At 71.5% G+C, this 18,898-nt stretch carries 11 protein-coding genes and 1 tRNA gene; 5 read left to right on the top strand and 7 right to left on the bottom strand.

Annotated features, from left to right (window positions below):
• Positions 1 to 209 precede the first annotated feature (209 nt).
• Positions 210 to 1,181, bottom strand: coding sequence for an AraC family transcriptional regulator (locus BS72_RS14460; protein WP_037910908.1), 972 nt, complete (start codon positions 1,179 to 1,181; stop codon positions 210 to 212).
• A 259-nt stretch (positions 1,182 to 1,440) separates the two neighbouring features.
• On the opposite strand from BS72_RS14460, the gene BS72_RS14465 reads away from it, so the two are divergent.
• The 5 genes from BS72_RS14465 (at position 1,441) to BS72_RS14485 (ending at position 6,174) form a co-directional block, all read left to right on the top strand.
• Positions 1,441 to 2,859 (top strand): FAD-dependent monooxygenase, encoded by a 1,419-nt coding sequence (locus tag BS72_RS14465; protein ID WP_037910910.1) that lies wholly within the window; start codon positions 1,441 to 1,443, stop codon positions 2,857 to 2,859.
• A 461-nt stretch (positions 2,860 to 3,320) separates the two neighbouring features.
• Positions 3,321 to 4,022, top strand: a complete 702-nt coding sequence (locus BS72_RS14470; RefSeq protein WP_232792407.1) for a TMEM175 family protein — start codon at positions 3,321 to 3,323, stop codon at positions 4,020 to 4,022.
• A 326-nt stretch (positions 4,023 to 4,348) separates the two neighbouring features.
• The gene (locus tag BS72_RS14475) at positions 4,349 to 4,621 is read left to right on the top strand and encodes a hypothetical protein (RefSeq protein WP_157856232.1); all 273 of its coding nucleotides are present in this window, start codon (positions 4,349 to 4,351) and stop codon (positions 4,619 to 4,621) included.
• A gap of 879 nt (positions 4,622 to 5,500) precedes the next feature.
• Positions 5,501 to 5,755 (top strand): type II toxin-antitoxin system VapB family antitoxin, encoded by a 255-nt coding sequence (locus BS72_RS14480; RefSeq protein WP_037915845.1) that lies wholly within the window; start codon positions 5,501 to 5,503, stop codon positions 5,753 to 5,755.
• The gene (locus tag BS72_RS14485; RefSeq protein WP_037910915.1) at positions 5,755 to 6,174 is read left to right on the top strand and encodes a PIN domain nuclease; all 420 of its coding nucleotides are present in this window, start codon (positions 5,755 to 5,757) and stop codon (positions 6,172 to 6,174) included. Before BS72_RS14480 ends, BS72_RS14485 begins: the two co-directional genes overlap by 1 nt.
• Before the next feature lie 194 nt (positions 6,175 to 6,368).
• Here BS72_RS14485 and BS72_RS14490 read toward each other — a convergent pair whose 3' ends face one another.
• From BS72_RS14490 to BS72_RS14515, 6 genes are all read right to left on the bottom strand, one after another.
• Entirely contained in the window at positions 6,369 to 9,917 is a 3,549-nt protein-coding gene (locus BS72_RS14490) for a hypothetical protein (protein WP_157856233.1), read from the bottom strand.
• Positions 9,918 to 10,495: 578 nt separating this feature from the next.
• A tRNA-Thr gene (locus BS72_RS14495) sits at positions 10,496 to 10,572 on the bottom strand.
• Positions 10,573 to 10,735: 163 nt separating this feature from the next.
• Positions 10,736 to 12,319: an alpha/beta hydrolase gene (locus BS72_RS14500; RefSeq protein ID WP_037910920.1), complete on the bottom strand. Its 1,584-nt coding sequence runs from the start codon at positions 12,317 to 12,319 to the stop codon at positions 10,736 to 10,738.
• Between the two features lie 95 nt (positions 12,320 to 12,414).
• Complete coding sequence (locus BS72_RS14505; protein ID WP_157856234.1) at positions 12,415 to 13,983, bottom strand: hypothetical protein; 1,569 nt, start codon at positions 13,981 to 13,983, stop codon at positions 12,415 to 12,417.
• A gap of 353 nt (positions 13,984 to 14,336) precedes the next feature.
• On the bottom strand, positions 14,337 to 15,650 hold the full coding sequence (locus tag BS72_RS14510; protein ID WP_037910922.1) for a DNA polymerase III subunit delta': 1,314 nt from the start codon (positions 15,648 to 15,650) through the stop codon (positions 14,337 to 14,339).
• Positions 15,651 to 15,923: 273 nt separating this feature from the next.
• Positions 15,924 to 18,305 carry a hypothetical protein gene (locus BS72_RS14515; RefSeq protein ID WP_037910924.1) on the bottom strand — a complete coding sequence of 794 codons (2,382 nt, stop codon included), beginning with the start codon at positions 18,303 to 18,305 and terminating at the stop codon, positions 15,924 to 15,926.
• Between the last annotated feature and the right edge of the window lie 593 nt (positions 18,306 to 18,898).

Below are 18,898 nucleotides of genomic sequence, written 5' to 3' on the forward strand. Positions count from 1 at the left end.
CGGCTGCCGTTGTCGGACATCGTCGGCGGCACCAGAGCCCGGCCGAAGTCGGCCCGCGCCTGGTCCGTGATCGAGGGGGCGGGTCCGTGATCGAGGGCGCGGGTCCGTGATCGAGAGCCCGGGTCCGTCGGGACGGAGCCACTCACGCTGGGCGGACGACGACCCGCCCACGGGAAGCGGGGACCACCACACCTCTCAACTGGAAGGTCCTACCGCCACGCGCTGGGAGTCTCGGCGAATCGTTTCTTGTACGCCTTGACGAAATGGCTGCTGTCGGCGAAGTGCCAGCGCGCGGCGATCTCGGCCACGGTCAGGCGGGTCGAGATCAACTCCGCCCTGGCGCGTACGAGACGGCGTTCGCGCACGTATCCCATGACCGACGGCACGGTCCCCTGGCCGAATGCCCGGTAGAGGGTGCGGACCGACACGTTCAGGGCCGCCGCGATCCCCCGGGGGTTGAGGTCGTGGTCGGCGAGCAGCCGGGTCTCGATGTGGTCCATCGCCGCCCTGAGGAGCGCGGGGGCGAACTCCGCGTCGTCGATGACCTGGTCGTTCATCAGTCCTCTGAACAGCTCCAGGGTCGCGTTGCGGGTGGCCCCGGCCGCGGCGGCACCGAGTCTGTCCGCCAGTTCCGCCCAGAGACGCAGCTGGGCGAGCAGAAGAGCCGCGGCGGGCGAAGACTGTTCCGCGGTGACCGCCCGCGTGTTCACCGGGAACCGTATCTCGCTCGCGGGAAGGACCAGGGTGATCGCCCGCGTACCACCGGCGACCTCGAAGTCCCACGGGTCCTCGTTCCTCCGCACGCACAGCGTTCCGGCCGCCGCCGTGGCTCGCTGCCCGGCGGTGGCGAAGCGCCACTCACCGCTGAGCGTCACGCTCGTCACGACCCGGTCCTCCAGGTGCCCGCCCGGGCCGCCGGTGCTTCCCGCGACGGCATCGCTGTACTGGTCCTCAAGGAAGAAGTCGAGCAGGTTCTGCTTCCAGATGCGAGCGCGGTACGTCCCCTCGCTGTGCCGCGGCAGCCGCATGGGCGGCGGCGGCACCTGCTCGCCGCCCTGCCGGCGCCACTCCCCGAGCAGCACGCCGTCCCGGTTCTCGTTCGCGTACGGCACGGTGATGTCGACCACGGGTGTCGAGGGGTTCCCGATCCGCCAAGACGACGCGCTGGCTTCGGTGCTCATCCGGATCAAGGTACCCGGCCCCCGGGCCACCGCCCGCAGCCAGGCTCACTGTGCGGCCCGGCCGTGGGTGGCACGGAAGTACAACGCATGGGGCAGTCCGGTACAAGCCGTCGGCGTCCGGGTCCGGTGAGCATGGGCGGGCGGCTTCCGCCCTCCTCGGAGACGAGCGGATTTCGCCGGATCTTCGGGTCCTTGTTCCAGCTGCCTGGGCGTTGGTCCGCCGGTCCAGGTTCGTTCCCCTCACCGACTGGAGTTTCCGGTGTCCGAATCTGTGGTGACTCTCTTCGAGAGTCTCGTCGGCGCTGAGCCGCCGCACGACGCACCCGTCCTGTTCGACACGGCGTGCGTGATGGGCGGGAGCATCGCGGGGCTCCTCGCGGCACGGGTGCTCTCCGACCGCGCGCGTGAGGTCGTCATCGTCGAGCCCGACGACCTGTCGGCGGAGGCCGGGCCGCGGTCCGGGGTGCCCCAGGACCAGCAGGTGCACACGCTGCTGCCGGCCGGCCGGCTGTGGATCGAACGGTGGCTTCCCGGCGTCTCGCAGGAGGCCCAGGACCGGGGCGCGTCGCTCGTCGGACCCGACAAGCAGTTCGTCGGCTACGACGCCGTCCGGCAGGTGCGGGACGGCGTGGACCACCGCTTCCTCGCGATCGGGCGTCCTCTGCTGGAAACCCTCGTCCGGGACCGGGTCACCGCCCTGCCCAACGTCTCGGTCCTGCGGGCGCAGGCGACCAGGTTGCGATACGACGACGGCGCCGTCACCGGCGTGCGCTACGCCGAGACCGGGACAGGCGGTCAGGGAGAGCGGGCGGAGGGGGTCCTCGCGGCGGACTTCGTCGTGGACGCGATGGGACGCTCCAGCAGGCTGTCGACCTGGCTCAAGCAGGACGGTTACGACCAGCCCCGGCTCGAACGACTGGAAGCACCGGTCAACTACGCGACCGCCCTGTTCGAGCGCCCGGCGAAGTTCGCGGAGCTGGAAGCAGCGACCGTACTGCAACTGTTCACACCACAGTACCCGTCGGGCGGAGTCTCCGTCGCGGCGGCGACCGCGATCGAAGGGCAGCAGTGGCTCGTCATGCTGATGGGCTACGGCGACAACCGGCCCGGCAGGACGATCGACGACTTCCGCGCGAACTGCGCCCTGCTGCCTCCGATCTTCAGCGACATCACCAGCGGCGACGTCACTCGCGACGTGGTGCCGTACCACCAGGCCGAGAGCCGGCGTCGCCACTTCACCGAGGCCCGCCGCATGCCCGCGCGCCTGGTCAGCACGGGCGACGCCGTGGCGTCGTTCAACCCGGTCTACGGCCAGGGCATGAGTTCCGCCGCTCTGCACGCCTCCTGCCTGGCCTCCTACCTCGACAGCGGCGCTGACCTCGACGAGGCGGCCACGGAGTTCTTCCGTCTGCAGCAGGTGGTCGTCGACGCGGCCTGGGCCGTGTCCGCGGGAGGAGACGCTGCCCGCATCGACGCCGAGAACGGGACCGAGGTACCGGAGGACGTGCGGCAGCAGCGCCGCGCCATGGAGCAGATCGTCCGTGCCGCCCTGGTCGACGCGGACGTGTCAGGAGCGTTCAACAACGTTTCGTACATGCTGCGTCACCCCGGCACGCTGTTCGATCCGGTGATCCTGGAGAAGGCGGCAGCCGCTGTCGAAGGGGCCACGGCCGAGTGACCGGCACCGCGATCGGCCGGTACACCGGTCTGTCGGACCGGGCGGCGCACGACGACTCGGCGGGATGCCCACGGTAGCCGCCGTCGACACGGGTCTCGCGGATGGCCTCCGCTCCCTGGGCTCCCCCGTCGACGCCCTGCCCGGGCAGATCCCGGCGTGGCCTTGCGCTGCCCGTGTCCCTGCTGGAGGCCGGCCGTGCTCCGTACCGTCCACGTTCCCGACGCCCGCCACGCACCGCCCCTCCGCGAACCCGACCGCTGCGCCCGGCTCCCGCTCGACCTCCTCGCAGCCCACGGCTGACGGCCGAAGAGGTCCGACCGGCCGCGTTGTCGGCGGACATGCGCGGAGCGAGAACTCCCCCGGGATCGAACCTGAACAACCCGTAGATGATCCGAACCCCCGATCACCCGTGCCTCGCCGACGGCAGGTGCGGTGGGCAGACCAAGGAGAGGTGCGAACACGTGAGTGCCAGGGACGTCGTCGGTGAGACCGGGACGGGAGGGGGCGCCCCCGGAGGGCCGTCGGCCCCCGCGCCGGACAGGATCGAGGGGGGCGTCTCGGGGGAGCGGTTGGTGCTGTTCACCGACGCGGTGACGGCGATCTCCATCACCCTGCTGATCCTGCCCCTGGTGGACCTCGTCCCCGAGGCCGCGTCCGCCCACGAGGGCGCCGGCGAGGTGATCACCGGTCACCTCGCCCAGGTCTGGAGCTTTCTGCTCAGCTTCGCGGTCGTCGCGAACATCTGGCGGGAGCACCACCGGGCCTTCTCGACGGTCGACAAGATCACCCGTTCCCTGACGGTGTGGAACATGGGGTGGCTGCTGTCGGTCGTCGTGCTCCCGCTCCCGACGGAGATGATCGGTGCCTTCGGCGGCCGCGACCGGTTCGTGGCGGCGTTCTACTACGCGGTGCTCCTGGTCGGCATGGTGTGCCGACTGGCCATGTTGAAGATCATCAAGGGCAACCCGGTCATGGTCGAGGGGGATGAGGAAGAGACCCGCCGGTGGATCGCGCGCCTGTACACCGACAACTACATCAACGTCATCGCCACGGTCGTCGCGTTCGCCGTCGCCCTCGCCGTACCGGTGCTGCAGTACTGGAGCCTCCTGCTCCTGCTCCTGCCGGGGCTGGGGCGCTTCACGGGCCGGCGCAGTTCGGGCTGACCCCTGGAACGGCCGCCGCCCGAGGCACACAGTGCGGCCGGGCAGCACCCCACCTGCCCGGCCCCACCAAAGACCGGCTGTTCGACGTTGACGGGCGTGGGCGAGCCGGAGGCGGTTCAGCCGCCGGCGGCCAGGGCCCGCAGTCGGTCCGGCGTCTCGGGCAAGACGTCTCGCACGACGTGGCCCTCGGTAGCGGTGCCCCATCGCGAGAAGGCGACGCGGAACACCCCGAGGCCGGCCTCGGCGGCCAAGCCGGCCTCGATGTCGCCGGTGCCTCGCGGGGAATGTTGATCTGCCGGCTGGGAACTGCTCCGTTCGCCCTCCTCATGCCGCTCACGACAGCGGGAGCCGGACTGGTCTTCTTCGCCATCGGGTCGTTGGCCCCGATGGTCGGGGTCGTGGCCGGCAACGCCTTCCTCAACAGCTTCCGGCAGCGTTTCTGTCCGCCGAACATCCTCGGCCGCGCGGTGGCCACCACCATGTTCCTGAGCTACAGCACGATTCCCCTCGGTGCCCTGCTCGGCGGTTTCCCCAGAAGCGTCATCGGTACCCGCCCACGATGTGGATCACGGCGGTCCTGCTCGTGCTGTTCGGACTGATCCTGCTGGCTGGGCCCCTTCGGCGAGTCCGGGACTTCCCGACAGAGCCGCGGCCCGACCTCGTCCCGGCCTGATCACGGGCGGCTGCGGCCGGCACTTGCCGGCCGCAGCCGCCGAGAGCGAAGGTCGCCGGCAGCAGCCGCCCATACTGGCCGACGAGCCAGCCGCGCAGGTCTCTGTCAGCGCAGTGCCGTTTACTCGCACCATGTGAAAACCGGCCAAGCGCCCTTCCGCCCGCCGGCGATGGATCCATCACGCACGGCATCCAGGCCTGCGTCCTCCAGGGAAGATCCTTGGCCCGCCCGCCAGTCACCGGTCTGCACGCTCGTTGCCCGCCTGCCCACCGGTTGTCCACCGGCGGCGGTCATGGTGCCCCGAGGTGGCCGCCCCACCCTCGCGGAGGGATCTTGGAAAAAGCAGAAGCCCCAAGTCACGGGCTACATGACCTGGGGCTGGATGGAGCCGCCTTCGGGATTCGAACCCGAGACCTACGCATTACGAGACCGTGAGCGATCATGCTGTCCGGTGCCGTGTGGTGCCGCCTCGTGACGTTTCGCCTGATCAGAAGCGGTGCACCCGGTTGAGCTGTGCCACCCCGTGCTGCACCGTCCAAAGGCGTCCGGCCACCAGCTTTCCACCGGCGGGGCCGCTTGGCCGGCAACCTCTCGCCGTCCCACCGCTTCTGACGAGACCCCTGGCAGGGGCGGAGCCTGACATGAGGACGACTGTCCATTTCTCACAAGGAGCGACCGGGCGGCGCTTCACCACGAACGCCGCAGTCTCCATCCACGACGAGACCTCCGGGCCAAAACGATATCTCTCATGGTCGATAGATGGTATCGTTTCACTCACGAGAGTATCTGCGAAGGGACCGTCCACATGGCCAGAACCGTCATCGACCTCGATGAAGACATGGTCACCGAGGCCATGCGCATCTTCGGGACTAAAACGAAGGCCAAAGCCGTCCGCCTCGCCATGGAAGACGCCGTCAAGCGACACCTGCGACAGGAGTTCTTCGACGCCATGGATGCCGGCGAGCTCGACTTCAGCGAGATCGTCGAGAGCACCGGCCCCCGCAACGCCGACGGCTCCCTCAAGCACGACGGTGACCACAACGGGGGCCAGGCCGCCTGATGCAAGACCGCTACCTGATCGACAAGTCCGCCCTCGCCCGCTGGACGAAACCGAGCGTCAAACAGGTGCTCAAGCCCCTGCACGAGCGTTACCTCCTCGCGGTATGCCAGCCCACCGAGTTCGAGATGATCCACTCCGCACGGGACAGCTCAGAAGCAACACGGATCAGCACCTGGCTCCATGCCTTCGACTACCTCCGCACCGACGAGGACACCTTCACCCGCGCTCTCGAGATCCAGCGCCATGCCCTCAACGCAGGCTTCCACCGCGCTCTGTCCCTCCCCGACCTGCTGATCGCCGCCACAGCGGAACTGAACCGGCGAACGGTCCTCCACTACGACGGAGACTTCGACATGATCGCCTGCCTCACCGGCCAACCCACCGAATGGGTCGTCCCGCCCGGCAGCGCCGACCGATGAGAATGCCGCCTTTCCCCCACCTCCGATGAGATGTCTGACGCGGTGTACTGGCGTGGACCAGTTGGGCTGTGGCCGAACAACGCGCGGCCCGACGCGCATGGCCATCCCTGCTCGGGAAGCGGCTACCGAACATGACTCCATCCACTCCGCTTAAGTTCCAGACCAGAGGGTCGCGATCATCTGCCAGCCTCGCTTTACTGCCCCCGCACCCGCGCAGCGCGCTCCTTGAGTTCTGCCTCCCGCAGCAGCTCCTCCTGCTGAGCCCGACCCGCTGTGGCGACGGAGGCGAGGGCGGGAACGCGTGTTGAGAGGGTGATGAAGTAGTCGATGAGGTGCTGATGTCTGGCGGAGTCTTCACCCCACCAGGAGTCGACCCAAGCGACGTTGGCCGCGATGCGAGCGGGGGGTACGCCGTGGTCGAGGAGCAGCGGGCCGAGGCGCTCCAGGGTCTCGTTGCGCTGTCCCACGAGGGTTTCGAGGAGGTTGTCGGGAGTAACGGCGCAGTCGTGGAGCAGACGCTCCGCCAAGTCGCGGTCTGAACCGACAAGCTGGATGAGTGGACTATGGCCGATGCGCGGGAGGCCGGCGCAGCGGACGGAAAGCCGGTAACGGTGCGCCTGTGGAAGGCGGTCCAGGTGGAGATCGCAGCCGTGGGGTTCAGGGGCAACGAAATACCCGCGGTTGGCCATTTCGCCGAGCCGTTCAGTGTACCACGCTTCGAGCAGATCAGGATCATGGTCGGCTAGATGACCGAGCAACTGCCCTACACGCCAGTGGTCGTGCTGGGACAGGTCCTCGGGGCGGAGGTGCTGCACAGCGTCGCGCCAAGCAGAGCGCCAGATTTCCGGCAGTGAGGGGCCGTGGGGTTGGCCAACGGCGAAGGTGACCGCCGCGCTGCTGGCGATTGTGGGAATCGGATGGAGCAGTAGACGGTGCAGCACCTCGTTCGGCTTGTCCTGGATGAATAGCGAGTCGAGCAGCCAGGCGTCCTCCGTGCGCATCGCCCCGATCACGAACTCGGCAGCCTCGTCATCTTCACCTCGTCCGAGGACGGTCGAGATGACGCCAGGCCTGAAGCGGGGATCATCCAGTGCAGCGGTGAGGACATCTGCCGACAACGTGCCGGGCGAGGTGGTGAGCCATCGGGTCAATGCGGCGCGAAGCATGAGTGGGCTACCAGCTGCGGTGGCGGCTGCGTGCCAGGAAGCGGGATCGGCGAGGTGAGGCACCATTCGGTCGGATACCCAGACGCCGCCCCCGTGGTCGCCGGCAAGCTCGGATTGGTCAACCAGTGCGTCGAATCTCACGACTCCGTCGAGCGGTCCGAGCGCAGCGATCTTCTGTGCGAGGGCTTCCACTGCGTGGGCCCGGCCTTGTGCGGCTTCATCGCGGGTATCCATGTGGCCCCAACGACTCCAGCCGGTGAAAGACTCCAAGTCAGGGTCGACGTCCAGCTCCCGGAGCCTGCGACCCCTGTCGCCGCCGCGGGCGTATGCAGCGTTGAGCATGCGCCGGGCACGGAGGGCCAGCCCAGGAAAGGTCTGGAGCAGGGGATGCAGTGCGGCCAGGATGCGAGCTCCTCCCTCCGCTCCCTGGCCCTTCTGCGCCTCGCTCGGTTCACCGTTGTGCGGCACGAACCCTTCTCCGAGTCGCACCCATGAGCCCGCCAAGTCCAATAGTGGAACCACCGCAGCCGGGGCGCTGCTCAGGTCATCCTGCCCTTCGGTATCTGCGAGAACGGGCACAACCTCCTCCCACAAGGAGATGAGTCGCGCCAGGTTTTCGGCGCTTTCGACACCCTGGGCGAGGGTGACCGTGTTCAGATCACCCGGGTCAGTCCAGTTCCCCGATGTTTCAATGGCGAAGACACTCGCCAGCACCTCGGTGGCCACGGCCCAGTGCGACGGGGCGCGGTGAGTACGCAGCCACTCCAGCACTGGCCGCAGCAAGAGCCCTCGAATCTCGAACGCGGTTCCGAAATCCGGGTCTATGGCATTGGCCACATCGCTGAGCACGCGCAGCGGGTGCTGAGGGGTGGAATGGCGCGGACGGTTGTCTCCCACTGCGAGGTCGAGCAGGCCCGTCACCGCCTCGGGCAGCAGATACTGAGCGGCCGACTGCGCAAGTTGACGGGCAGCGGCATCGCTCTGCGGATCGACGGTGATCCCATACATCTGCTCGGTCTCGCGCGGGCTGGCGAGGACCGTACGGGCCTGGGCGACAGCGAACTGAGCGGCTACCCGGTCCAGCCGGGCATATTCGGACACTACAGCGAAGGTTCCGGTGCCCCATTCGGTTGGCGTGGGCAGCATTCGGACCCAGGTATCGGCGGTCATCCGAGCGTCAGAGGAGGCCGAGACCCGGGCGGCGGACATCACGGCGGAGGCGAGGTCACGGTCCCGGTCTGGAAAGGCGTCGCAGAGGGTGGACCACGGCCTGCCTGCCGGCCGTGTGAAGAACCACCGGGCAATCAGCGGTGCGCGCAGTGCAGGTTGCAGGTGCCAGACACCGTTGACAGTCTCAACGAGGCCATTGCGCGCGAGGCGCTCCATGAGGCCGGACATGCTGGCCGGCGGCTCGCCGACAAGAGGCGCGAGCGCGTACAGCGTCTCGCTGGAAGCCCCTCCCAGTGCCGCTACACAGGCCAGAGCATCGACGGCCGTCTCGGACTCGGTAATACGGCGGAGGTGTCGTTCTACGTTCGCCAGGTGCGCTGCGCCGCTGGCCACCTGACTGCCCTCGCCTTTGGCGAACATCTCACACAAGGTGAGGGCCCAGCCCGGCCGTCCGGCCGCCTGGTCGAGGACAACCATCCGGGCCCGGTGACCGGTGACGCCCAGTGAGGTGACCAGTGTGTTCATGTCGGATCGCTCCAACAGGTCAACGTCGACGCGGACAGCTTTGGGAAGGGCCGCTGTTACCTCGTCTGCCCTGTCAGGCCAGGTAGTCGCGACGATGGCGAAGGCATGCTCCGCCCCGTGACGCGCCCGCCGCAGCACGCGCATCTCATCGAGGCGAATGTGGGCGTCGTCCACGACAACGGCAGCGGGCCGGGTTTCCAGCAGCTCATCCAGAATGCGGTCCGCTTGCGCCTGCTCAAGGTAAGCGACCTGGCCTTCCAATTCGGTGGTGAGCCTCGTCTTACCCACACCAGGCACGCCCACCAGCACGACATCCCGGCCCTGGGCGACAGTGTCGGCAAGCGTGGCGAGAGTGGCTTCCCGTCCGAGGAGGTCGGTTCGGTCATCCAGGTCCTCCGGCAGGTCCAGCGGCCGATCAAGCAGAGCACCCAGCTCTCCTCTGATGCCGAGGAGGCTGAACCGCCACACCGGCTCGGTGGCGAGGCGAGTAGCAAACCAGTCCTGGGCATAGATGTGCGGTGCTGGGAGGCCGCGTTCGGTACACAGCCGATCCATGTTCGCGCGCTTTGTTGCGTCCGCCGGTTGCGAACAGGCCATCACGATCAGATCGGCCTGCACATCCTCTTCGTGCATTCTGCGAAGGCCCCTGCGCAGGTTCGCCACCGGATCACCGGTGGTGACTAGCAGACGCCCACGAGCGTCCACGTCCTCAAATCCCCACGGAAAGTAGATATCGGCGTCGCGGCCGAAGTCATGCCCGCCTTCAACCGCGGATAGACCCGGGTACTGCGATTGCAGGAGTGCACAGGCACAGCGTTCGAACTCCGTTGGGTGGATAGCCTGTTCGCCCAACGCCCGGCGTACGCGTGCCACGAGATCCATGGCCATTAATGCTACGCGCACCTTGCACCGTACTGATACCGTTTGCCGCTCGTCGCCCGGCTGATGACAGGCCACGCACCCTGGGATCCGGGGATGACGAGAGCGCCGAACCTATAGTGCTGGTCTCGCTCTCGAATGGGCCGACGCTCCCGCATCCGCCGACGCAGCCGCTCCATCTGCGCCCGCAGATCAGCTACGGAGTGTTCTCACGGGCAATCTTCGCCAGGGCCCTAGCCGGACGTGAGATCTGTCAGGACCGGACAGTCTCGGCGACGCCGGTCGTTCCATCGGCGACCGGTGGATTTCACCCTCGCCCCGGGGCCCGCGAGAGGCCCTGATGGAGTGTCACGCACGACTGTCCACCGGGTGTCCACCGGGATACTTTCCGCCAGCATGATCCATCCTCTACGAGCAGAAAAAAGGCCAGGTCAGAGTGCTGGATCGTCGATCTCGTCACAGAAACCGAACCTCCGACCTACGCATTACGATGCACAGACGGACGGTGCCCGATTTACCCAGCTTCCAAGGCCAATAACACCAAGAAACCCCAGGTCAAAGGCTTGACCTGGGGTTCACCATGGAGCCGCCTTCGGGATTCGAACCCGAGACCTACGCATTACGAGTGCGTTGCTCTGGCCAACTGAGCTAAGGCGGCTTGGTACGGCCTTGTGGGTCGCACCGGTACTGCGGGGGCTGCCACCGAGGGTGGCAGGCGCAGCGGGGGAAAGTCTACAGGGTTCTGCGGGGTGCTCCGTACGAGCGCCCGACGTGGGGCCGAGGTGGGGCCGAGGAGCCCCGGCCTGGGGGGTGGACGCTGGTCAGGTGCAGGTCTTGTGGGCCGGGGGGACGGTGCCCTTGAGGAGGTAGGCGTTCACGGCGTCGTCGATGCAGGTGGAGCCGCGCGCGTAGGCGGTGTGGCCGTCGCCGTCGTAGGTCAGCAGGTGGCCGGAGGAGAGCTGCGAGGCCAGGGACTGGGCCTCGCCGTAGGGCGTGGCGGGGTCGCGGGTGGTGCCGACGACCAGGATGGGGGCCGCGCCCTTGGCGGTGATCTTCGCGGCTTGGCCGGTCGGGTGGACGGGCCAGTACGCGCAGCTCAGCGAGGACCAGGCCAGGGCCTTGCCGAAGGTCGGGGACGCCTTCTCGAAGGACGGGATCGCCTTCTCGACCGCGGCCGGGGACTTCGCCGCCGGGGGGAGGTCGAGGCAGTTCACAGCCGCGTTGGCGTACATCAGATTGCTGTACTTACCGTCCTCGTCGCGCTCGAAGTAGCTGTCGGAGAGCTTCAGCAGCTGCGCGCCGTCGCCCTTCTTCGCGGCGGTCAGCGCCTCACGCAGGGTGGGCCAGGTGGACTGGTCGTACATCGCGGTGAGCACGCCCGCGAAGCCCAGGGCCTCGGTGAGGGGGCGGCCCAGGGAGCCGGTCTTGAGCGGGTGCGCGTCCAGCGAGGCGAACATGGCGTCGAGGCGCTTGCCCGCGTCCGTCGCGGAGGTCGTGCCGAGCGGGCAGTCCGCGCGCCGCACGCAGTCCTTGGCGAACGCGTCGAACGCCACCTGGAAGCCGCCGGCCTGGGTGCGGCTGCTCTGGAGGGCGTCGATCGAGGGGTCCATCGCGCCGTCCAGCACCAGGTGGCCGACGTTCTTCGGGAACAGCCCGGCGTAGGTGGCGCCGAGGAAGGTGCCGTAGGACTTGCCGACGTAGGTGAGCTTCTTGTCGCCGAGGAGCGCGCGCAGGACGTCCATGTCGCGGGCGGAGTCGACGGTCGACACGTGGGGCAGCAGCTTGCCGGAGCGGCTTTCGCAGCCCTTGGCGAAGGAGCGGTCGGCGGTGGCGAGGGCGGAGATCTCGTGCGCGTTGTCGGGGGTGGTGTCGACGGCGGTGAAGGCGTCCATCTGCTTGTCGGACAGGCATTCCACCGGTGCGCTCCGGGCGACGCCGCGCGGGTCGACGGCGACCATGTCGTAGCGCGAGGTCACGGCGGTGGGGTACCCGAAGGCGGCGTAGCTGAGGTAGTCGATGGCCGAACCGCCTGGTCCGCCGGGGTTGACGAGGAGCGAGCCGAGCTTCTTGCCGGTGCCGGTGGCCTTCTTGCGGGAGACGGCGAGCTTGAGGTCGTCGGACGCGTCGGGGTGGGCGTAGTCGAGCGGCACCTTCATGGTGGCGCACTGGAAGCCGGCGCCGCCGCAGCCTTGCCAGTCGAGCTTCTGCTCGTAGTAGCGGGAGAGGTCCGGGGAGGGCGACGGGGTGCCGGACGCCTGCGCGGCGGTCGCGCCGCTGGCCGGGGGCGCCGAGGCCGCGGCCCGGTGGCCGCCCCCTCCCGAGCAGGCGGTCAGGAGCAGCGCCGCCACCGCGAGGGCGGTGGCGGGGGTGCGCAGCAGGCGTAGGGCGTTCGTGGCGGCGGGCATTGGCGGCTCGGTCCTCCCGTTGGATGTGCCCGAGCGTATCCGGAGGCGGGCTCCCAGGACCGGCTGCCGTGTCGCCTTTCGAGTGATTCAGATGCTTACAGCTGGTTTTTCGGTGTGACGGGGTGGAAGGTGGGAATTGAACGGATGAGCGAGCGGATCGCCGGGGTGTGGGCGCTCGCGAGGTCGGGTGCGGAGTGGGCCGCGGGGTTCGCGGAGCGGTGCGAGGAGTCGGCGGAGGAGTGCGTCGCTGAGTGGGTCGGGGAACGGGGCGCGGAATGGGCCGGGGAACGGGGCGCCGAGCGGTTCGGCGAGCGGTTGAGCGGGTGGGACGAGGAGGGTTTCGCGGTGGTGGGCGAGGGGTGGTTCGTGGTGTGGGAGTGGGATGGCGCCCGCGCGGGTGGACGGGCGGCGGCGGTAGGGGCGTGGGTGCGGGCTGGGGTGCGGGCTGGGGTGTGCGCGGCGGGTTGCCTGGCAGCGCGGGAGGGTGCGTGGGGTGAGGTGGCGGTGTGGGAGGCCGGGCCGCTGTGGGCTCCGCCGGTGACGGGGGCCGGGTGGGCGGAGGTGGCGGGGTGATCGGGCCGGATGTGGGCTGTCGGGGTGTGGCCGGCAGTTCCGGGTCGGTGGGGCGGGAGCGGGCTGGTCCGGGGCCGCATTGCCCGGGAAGGTGCGGAGGCCGGCGGCGTCCGGGGTGGGTGGGAGGTGCGGGACGGGCCGTCGAGCTTCTCGGTGAGGTAGGTGGCGACGTCCCGGAAGAGGGCGTCGTGGTCGGCCGCGCCGTCGAGCAGCCGGACGTGGTCGCCCCGCGGGTGCAGGGCGGTCCGGAGACGGTCGGCGGAGGCCCGCGCACCGGGCTGGTCGGCGCCGACGGCCAGGAGGAGCGCCGGGTACGGGCCGACGGGCGCGGCCAGGCCGGGGTAGGTGCCGGAGACTCCGGCGGCGGCACCGTAACGGCTGCGGTCCGCCAGCGCCTCCCGGATGGCGCAGAGTGCCAGCGGTCCGACGCCGACCAGGCCGCGGGCGGTACGCACGTTCAACGCCCGGTAGCGGGAGCCGACTTCGGCGAGCACCGCACCGGCATCGGAGGCACAGGTGGGAGGCGTGACGAGGAGAAAGGCATCGGCCTGGCCGCGGGCTACCTGAGCGGCGAAGGCGGCGTAGAGGCCGAGGTCGTCCGCGGCGGTGGCGTGGACGAGGGCGACGGGATAGGCGACACCGAGAGCGGAAGGAGAGGAGTAGTGGGGCGGCAGCCAGACGCGGGTGCCGTCGCGGAGGAGCTGGAGCGTGCCGTGGGCAGGATGGCCCAGCGTTCGGGCCTCGGACACCGGGGACGCGGAGGCGGACGGCGCGCGGACGGTCGGTGCCGGCGGCGGCGCCAGGTCATGGCGCGCGGCCACGGGCCGGGCGGACGCGGGTCCGGCCGCCGGTCCTGTTCCGAAGCCCGCGCGGAAGCCGGGCCCGTTCAGCAGCGGTACGGCCAGGCCGACGGCGGCCAGCGTGGCGGCTCCCGACACGCCGGCCCGCCACAGGGTGCCGCGGCGGTCGACGGGCAGCTCGTACGCCCGCCCGGCTCGCTCCCCGTGCCAGTGCCGCAGCGCCCGCAGCGCGAACAGCAAGGCCGCTCCGACGGCCATGACGAGGAGGAGGAACAGGACGGCACAGGCCACGGCGAGCCCCTTCGGACGGCTGCGGCCCCGCGGGGACACGGCGGACGGCGGGGTCGCTGCCTGCACCTTGCAACGGTGCGGGCCGCCGGTCGGGGAGCCGGAGCGTACGGAGTTCCCTGATCACCCGAAGGCAGCACATCGGGCCTGTCGGTTGACCCGCTGCGGGATGAGCCGGCCCGTTGGACGCAGTCAGCGCAGGAGCAGGGCGGGACGTCGGTTGACCCGCCGTGGGTGAGCCGGCCTCTCCCCGCTGCTTCGTCCGTACGCCGTCCGTACACGTCGGTTGACCCGCTGCGGGGTGAGCCGGCGCTCGACCCGAGCGGACTGCAGCGGGCTCCAGCGCCCTCCGCGGCTCAGCCGGCGCGGAGGGAGAGGGTCATGGCTTCGACGGCGAGGAGGGGTGCGACGTTGCGGTCGAGGGCGTCGCGGCAGGCGAGGATCGCCTCGATGCGGCGCAGGCTCTGCTCGGGGCGGGAGGAGGAGGCGACACGCTCGATGCCGTCGAGCGCCTCCGCGTTGGCGACGCGCTCGGCGGGGGCGCCGAGCTGGAGGTTGAGGACGTCGCGGTAGAAGCCCGCGAGGTCGGTCAGGGCCAGGTCGAGGGTGTCGCGCTGGGTGCGGGTGGAGCGGCGCTTCTGGCGGTCGGCGAGGTCCTTCATCGCTCCGGCCGTGCCGCGCGGCATCCGGCCGCCGGTGGCCGCGCCGAGAGCGGCGCGCAGGTCCTCGGTCTCCTTGGCGTCGAGCTCCTCGGCGACGGCCTTGGCGTCCTCGGCCGCGGCGTCCACCAGTTGCTGGGCGGCCCGCAGGCAGCCTCCGACGTCGCTGACACGCAGCGGGAGGCGCAGCACCTCGGCGCGGCGGGCGCGAGCGTCCTCGTCGGTGGCCAGACGCCGGGCCCGCCCGATGTGGCCCTGGGTGGCGCGGGCCACGCGGGCGGCCAGGTCAGGGTCGATCCCGTCGCGGCGGGTCAGCACCTCGGCGACGGCCTCGGGGGCGGGCGTGCGCAGCGTGAGCAGGCGGCACCGGGAGCGGATGGTGGGCAGCGTGTCCTCCACCGAGGGCGCGCACAGCAGCCACACGGTACGGGGGGCGGGCTCCTCGACGGCCTTGAGCAGGACGTTCGCGGCACCCTCGGTGAGCCGGCCGGCGTCCTCCAGGACGATCACCTGCCAGCGCCCGCCCGCCGGGGAGAGGGAGGCGCGGCGGACCAGGTCGCGGGTCTCCTTGACGCCGATGGTCAGCAGGTCGGTGCGGACCGTCTCCACGTCGGCGTGGGTGCCGATCAGCGCGGTGTGGCAGCCGTCGCAGAATCCACAGCCGGGGGGCGCGCCGAGCTTGCGGTCCGGGCTGGTGCACTGGAGGGCGGCGGCGAAGGCGCGTGCGGCGGTGGCGCCCCCCGAGCCGGGCGGGCCGGTGAAGAGCCAGGCGTGCGTCATCCGGGAGGCGGTGGGCCGCGCGCTCTCGGGACCGACGGCTCCGCCGGACCCTGCCGAAGCCGTCACCGCCGCGAGGCCGCCGGCGGCGTCCAGCCCGCCCGGGACGTCCTGGACGCCCGGGGACGCGGCGGCGGTGTGCTCGGCCTCGATCAGCGCGTCGGCCGACTGCGCCGCCGCTGTCAGTTCGGCGACCACGCGTGGCTGGCCCACCACGTCGTCCCACACGCTCATCCGTCCACGCTCCCGATCCACGTCCGCCGGCCGGTCAGCCGCGCCGTCCGCCACCCCATTCTGCGGGACCGCACGGACATCCCGCCGCCGACCGCCCCCCACGGCCACTCGACGCCCCGGCCACCCCATCGAAGGCACCACCCCGCCGATGAGCCGGAGCCCCACCCCGCCGATGACCCCGAGCCCCACCCCACCGAAGGCCCCGAGCCCCCGCCGAAGACGCCGAAGGCCCCGCGCCCCCCGCCGAAGACGCCGAGGCGGCCCCCGACGCCGCTACAGCGTCAGCCGCTGGACGCCGCGGGGGACGGCGCGCTGCTCGGGGGCGTCTGTGCCCGTCCAGCACGAGCCGCGGCGGGCCAGGAGGCGGCGCAGCCACAGCTCCGTGGCGACGAGTTCGCCCAGTCCCTCCAGGGTGGAGAGGTCGGGTGTGCCGTTGGCGGCCGTGTGGAGGGCGGAGCGGACGACCCGGGCGTCTATCAGGCCCGCGTCGGCGAGCAGCGGCGCGTCGAAGAGGTCGAGCACCGGGTCGAGCGCCGCCCGCAGGCCGACCCGGGTGGCCGCCTCGACGACCGCCGAGCCGCCCGAGCCGCCCCAGCCCGGTGGCAGCCGGTGCACCCCGGCCCCGGAGAGCGCGACCCGGAGCACGTCGGCGCGGGCGTCGGGGCGCACCCGCAGGGCGTCGGGCAGGGCCTGGCAGGCGCGGACGACCTGGTTGTCCAGGAAGGGCGCGTGCAGCCGCTGGCTGGGTACCGCCGCGGCCTGCTCCAGGACCCGGAAGTCGGCGGCGTTGCGGGCCAGTGCGGCGCGGGCGCGCCGCTCGCCGGGACGTTCCAGCGGCCAGGGGCGGCGGGTGGCCTCCTGGAGCCGCACCGAGACCTCGGCCAGTGCCTCGCTGGTGAGCCAGGCCGCAGCCGGGCCCGGCCGCACCCAGGCCATCGCGGCCAGCGAGGCGGTGAGCGCCCCCGGGCCACCCGGGGGGCCGAAGTCGTGGCGGAGGAGGGCCGCGGCGGCGTCCTCGACGCCCTGCCGGTACGGGGTGCGGGCCAGTCGCCGCGCCGCGCGGTAGACGGTGACGGGCACGGTGACGGCGGTCAGCGGCCCGCTGACGCTGCCGCCGTCGGCGCGGGTCAGCGCGGCGACCGGGCGCAGCAGGTGGCGGCGCCGGCGGTCCATGAGCAGGTCGGCGAGGCGGGCCGGGTGGGCGTCGAGGACCTGGCGGGCGCCCCAGCCGATGAAGTGGTCGGCGCCGCCCGCGGCCAGCCGGCGGCGGTGGCGCTCGGCGCTGACCAGGACGGCGCCGGGCTCGTCGGTGAGGATGCCGAGGCCCCCCGCCGCGCCTGCCCCGCCGCCCGTGAGGTCCGCGAACGGCAGTGCCTCGGGCCCGCCGGCCACCACCACGTGCCGCAGCCGCGGGTCGGCGGCCATCTCGCGGGCCCGTTCCAGTTCGGCGCCGCGACCGCCGCCGGGGCCGCCGGGCGCGCCGACGAGGTCGTTGAAGGTGACGGCGAGGAGGCGTTCGCCGGCCAGCGAGCCGGGGGCGCCGGGCAGCGTGCCGGGCATGCCGGGCAGCCCGGCGGCCAGCAGCGCGAGGGTGGCCGAGGCGCTGCCGCCGGAGAGGTCGGCGCCGATGCCGGGGGCGGCGGCGTCCTCCTCCGGGTCGGGTACGAACCGGGGCGTGGCCAGCCGCGCCCGTACCGCCTCGACGAGGGCGTCGCGGACCCCCTCCACGGCGGCCTCGGTGTCGGCGGCGGTGACGGGCTGGGTACCGACGGCCATCGGCGCGGTCGGCTCGTACCCGGTCACCTCGGGGGCTCCGTCGCGCAGGATCAGCGCGTGGCCCGGCGGCACCCGGCGGACCCCGAGGTAGGGGGTGCCGTCGAGCAGCGCCTCGGGCGCGTCGGGGCAGGCGAGGGTCGCGGCGAGGTGGGTGACGTCGAGGCCGGCCTCGATCAGGTCGGCCAGCGGCAGGGCGGCGGTGGCGTAGGCGGTACCGCCCGCCCAGCGGGTGTGGAAGACGGGACGGGCGCCGGCGAGGTCGCCCAGAACGGTGATGCGGCGGCCGAGTTGGAGCACCGCGGTGTAGCTGCCGGGCCAGGCGGTGACGTGCCGCAGCGCCCCGCCGCGCGCGGCGACCAGGCCGAGCCGCAACTGCGCGTCGCTCGCCCCGCACCGGCCGAGCACCGCCAGCCGGGCCACCCCGCCGTACGAACCGCCGTACGAACCGCCGTACGAACCGCCCGACGAGCCGCCGTACGAACTGCCGTGCCCGGCCCCGTACATGCCGTCCGAACCACCCCAGGAGTCGTACGGGGAAGCGGGCGCGGAGCCGTCGGGTCCCGGGCCCGCCGAGCCGTTCGCGGAGCCCCCGCCGTAGCCGTAGCCGCGGTCATGCGGGCCGTCGTGGCCGCCGTAGGAGCCCGCGCCGGCGCCGTAGGCGGTGGAGCCGTCGGAACTGCCGTACGCCGTACGGGCGCTGGAGGACGATCCGGCGTCAGCGTGGATGACGCGCAGCTCGTCGGGGCGCCAGTCGCCGACCGCCCACAGCGGATCGGGGCCGTTCCAGAGCAGGCGCGCGCCCACCGGTTGGAGACCGCGGCCGCGCGAGCCGGAAAGGGGACTCGCGGTGGCACTGCTCCACCCCACCAACCACCGCATCGCCGCCTCCACAGGCTGTGGACAGCCGGCGCGGCCGACGCCGCGCCACTCCGCCGTTGGGACCAGCCGGCCGCCACGCCTGGACGCCCGGAAGACCATGCTGCCATGCGGAAGCGCGCGACGAGGCGCACGGGGGCCGCATCGCGCGCCGGGTCGTGCGCCGACGGCCCTGCCGAAGGGGCCGGCGGCGGCAGTTCGGCCGTTCTCGACAGCCCGTCAGTTGGCGATCGGCCCGCGTCCGCGCGACAGGCGACGGCCAACCGGCCAGCCACTCGCGACCCGGACCGCCCGTCCCGCACCGTCGGATCGAGCCCGGAAGCGTCAACCACCCGCCGCAGGCGGCAGGACGGACCGCACGGACGGACGGTGTCGGCAACCCCGCCGAGCCGGAAGCGCTACGTCGGCCCGCGCGCGCCGACCTCTGTCCGACTCCGTCCGGAGCCGTACGACACCGTCCGGCACCACCGGCACCACCGGCACCACCGGCACCACCGGCACCACCGGCACCACCGACTCCGTCCGGCGCGACACCGGCGGACGACTCGCCGTCCTGACCGACCCCGCAGGCACACGCTCGCACCGTTGGCACCACC

Source organism: Actinacidiphila yeochonensis CN732 (assembly GCF_000745345.1).
In the GTDB taxonomy this organism is placed as follows: domain Bacteria; phylum Actinomycetota; class Actinomycetes; order Streptomycetales; family Streptomycetaceae; genus Actinacidiphila; species Actinacidiphila yeochonensis.

Excerpts from the sequence above, each read along its gene's own strand:
- BS72_RS14485 (WP_037910915.1), top strand. The coding sequence starts at position 5,755 with ATGCAAGACCGCTACCTGATCGACAAGTCCGCCCTCGCCCGCTGGACG.
- BS72_RS14460 (WP_037910908.1), bottom strand. The coding sequence starts at position 1,181 with ATGAGCACCGAAGCCAGCGCGTCGTCTTGGCGGATCGGGAACCCCTCG.
- BS72_RS14480 (WP_037915845.1), top strand. The coding sequence starts at position 5,501 with ATGGCCAGAACCGTCATCGACCTCGATGAAGACATGGTCACCGAGGCC.
- BS72_RS14475 (WP_157856232.1), top strand. The coding sequence starts at position 4,349 with ATGCCGCTCACGACAGCGGGAGCCGGACTGGTCTTCTTCGCCATCGGG.
- BS72_RS14515 (WP_037910924.1), bottom strand. The coding sequence starts at position 18,305 with ATGCGGTGGTTGGTGGGGTGGAGCAGTGCCACCGCGAGTCCCCTTTCC.
- BS72_RS14500 (WP_037910920.1), bottom strand. The coding sequence starts at position 12,319 with ATGCCCGCCGCCACGAACGCCCTACGCCTGCTGCGCACCCCCGCCACC.
- BS72_RS14490 (WP_157856233.1), bottom strand. The coding sequence starts at position 9,917 with ATGGATCTCGTGGCACGCGTACGCCGGGCGTTGGGCGAACAGGCTATC.
- BS72_RS14510 (WP_037910922.1), bottom strand. The coding sequence starts at position 15,650 with ATGAGCGTGTGGGACGACGTGGTGGGCCAGCCACGCGTGGTCGCCGAA.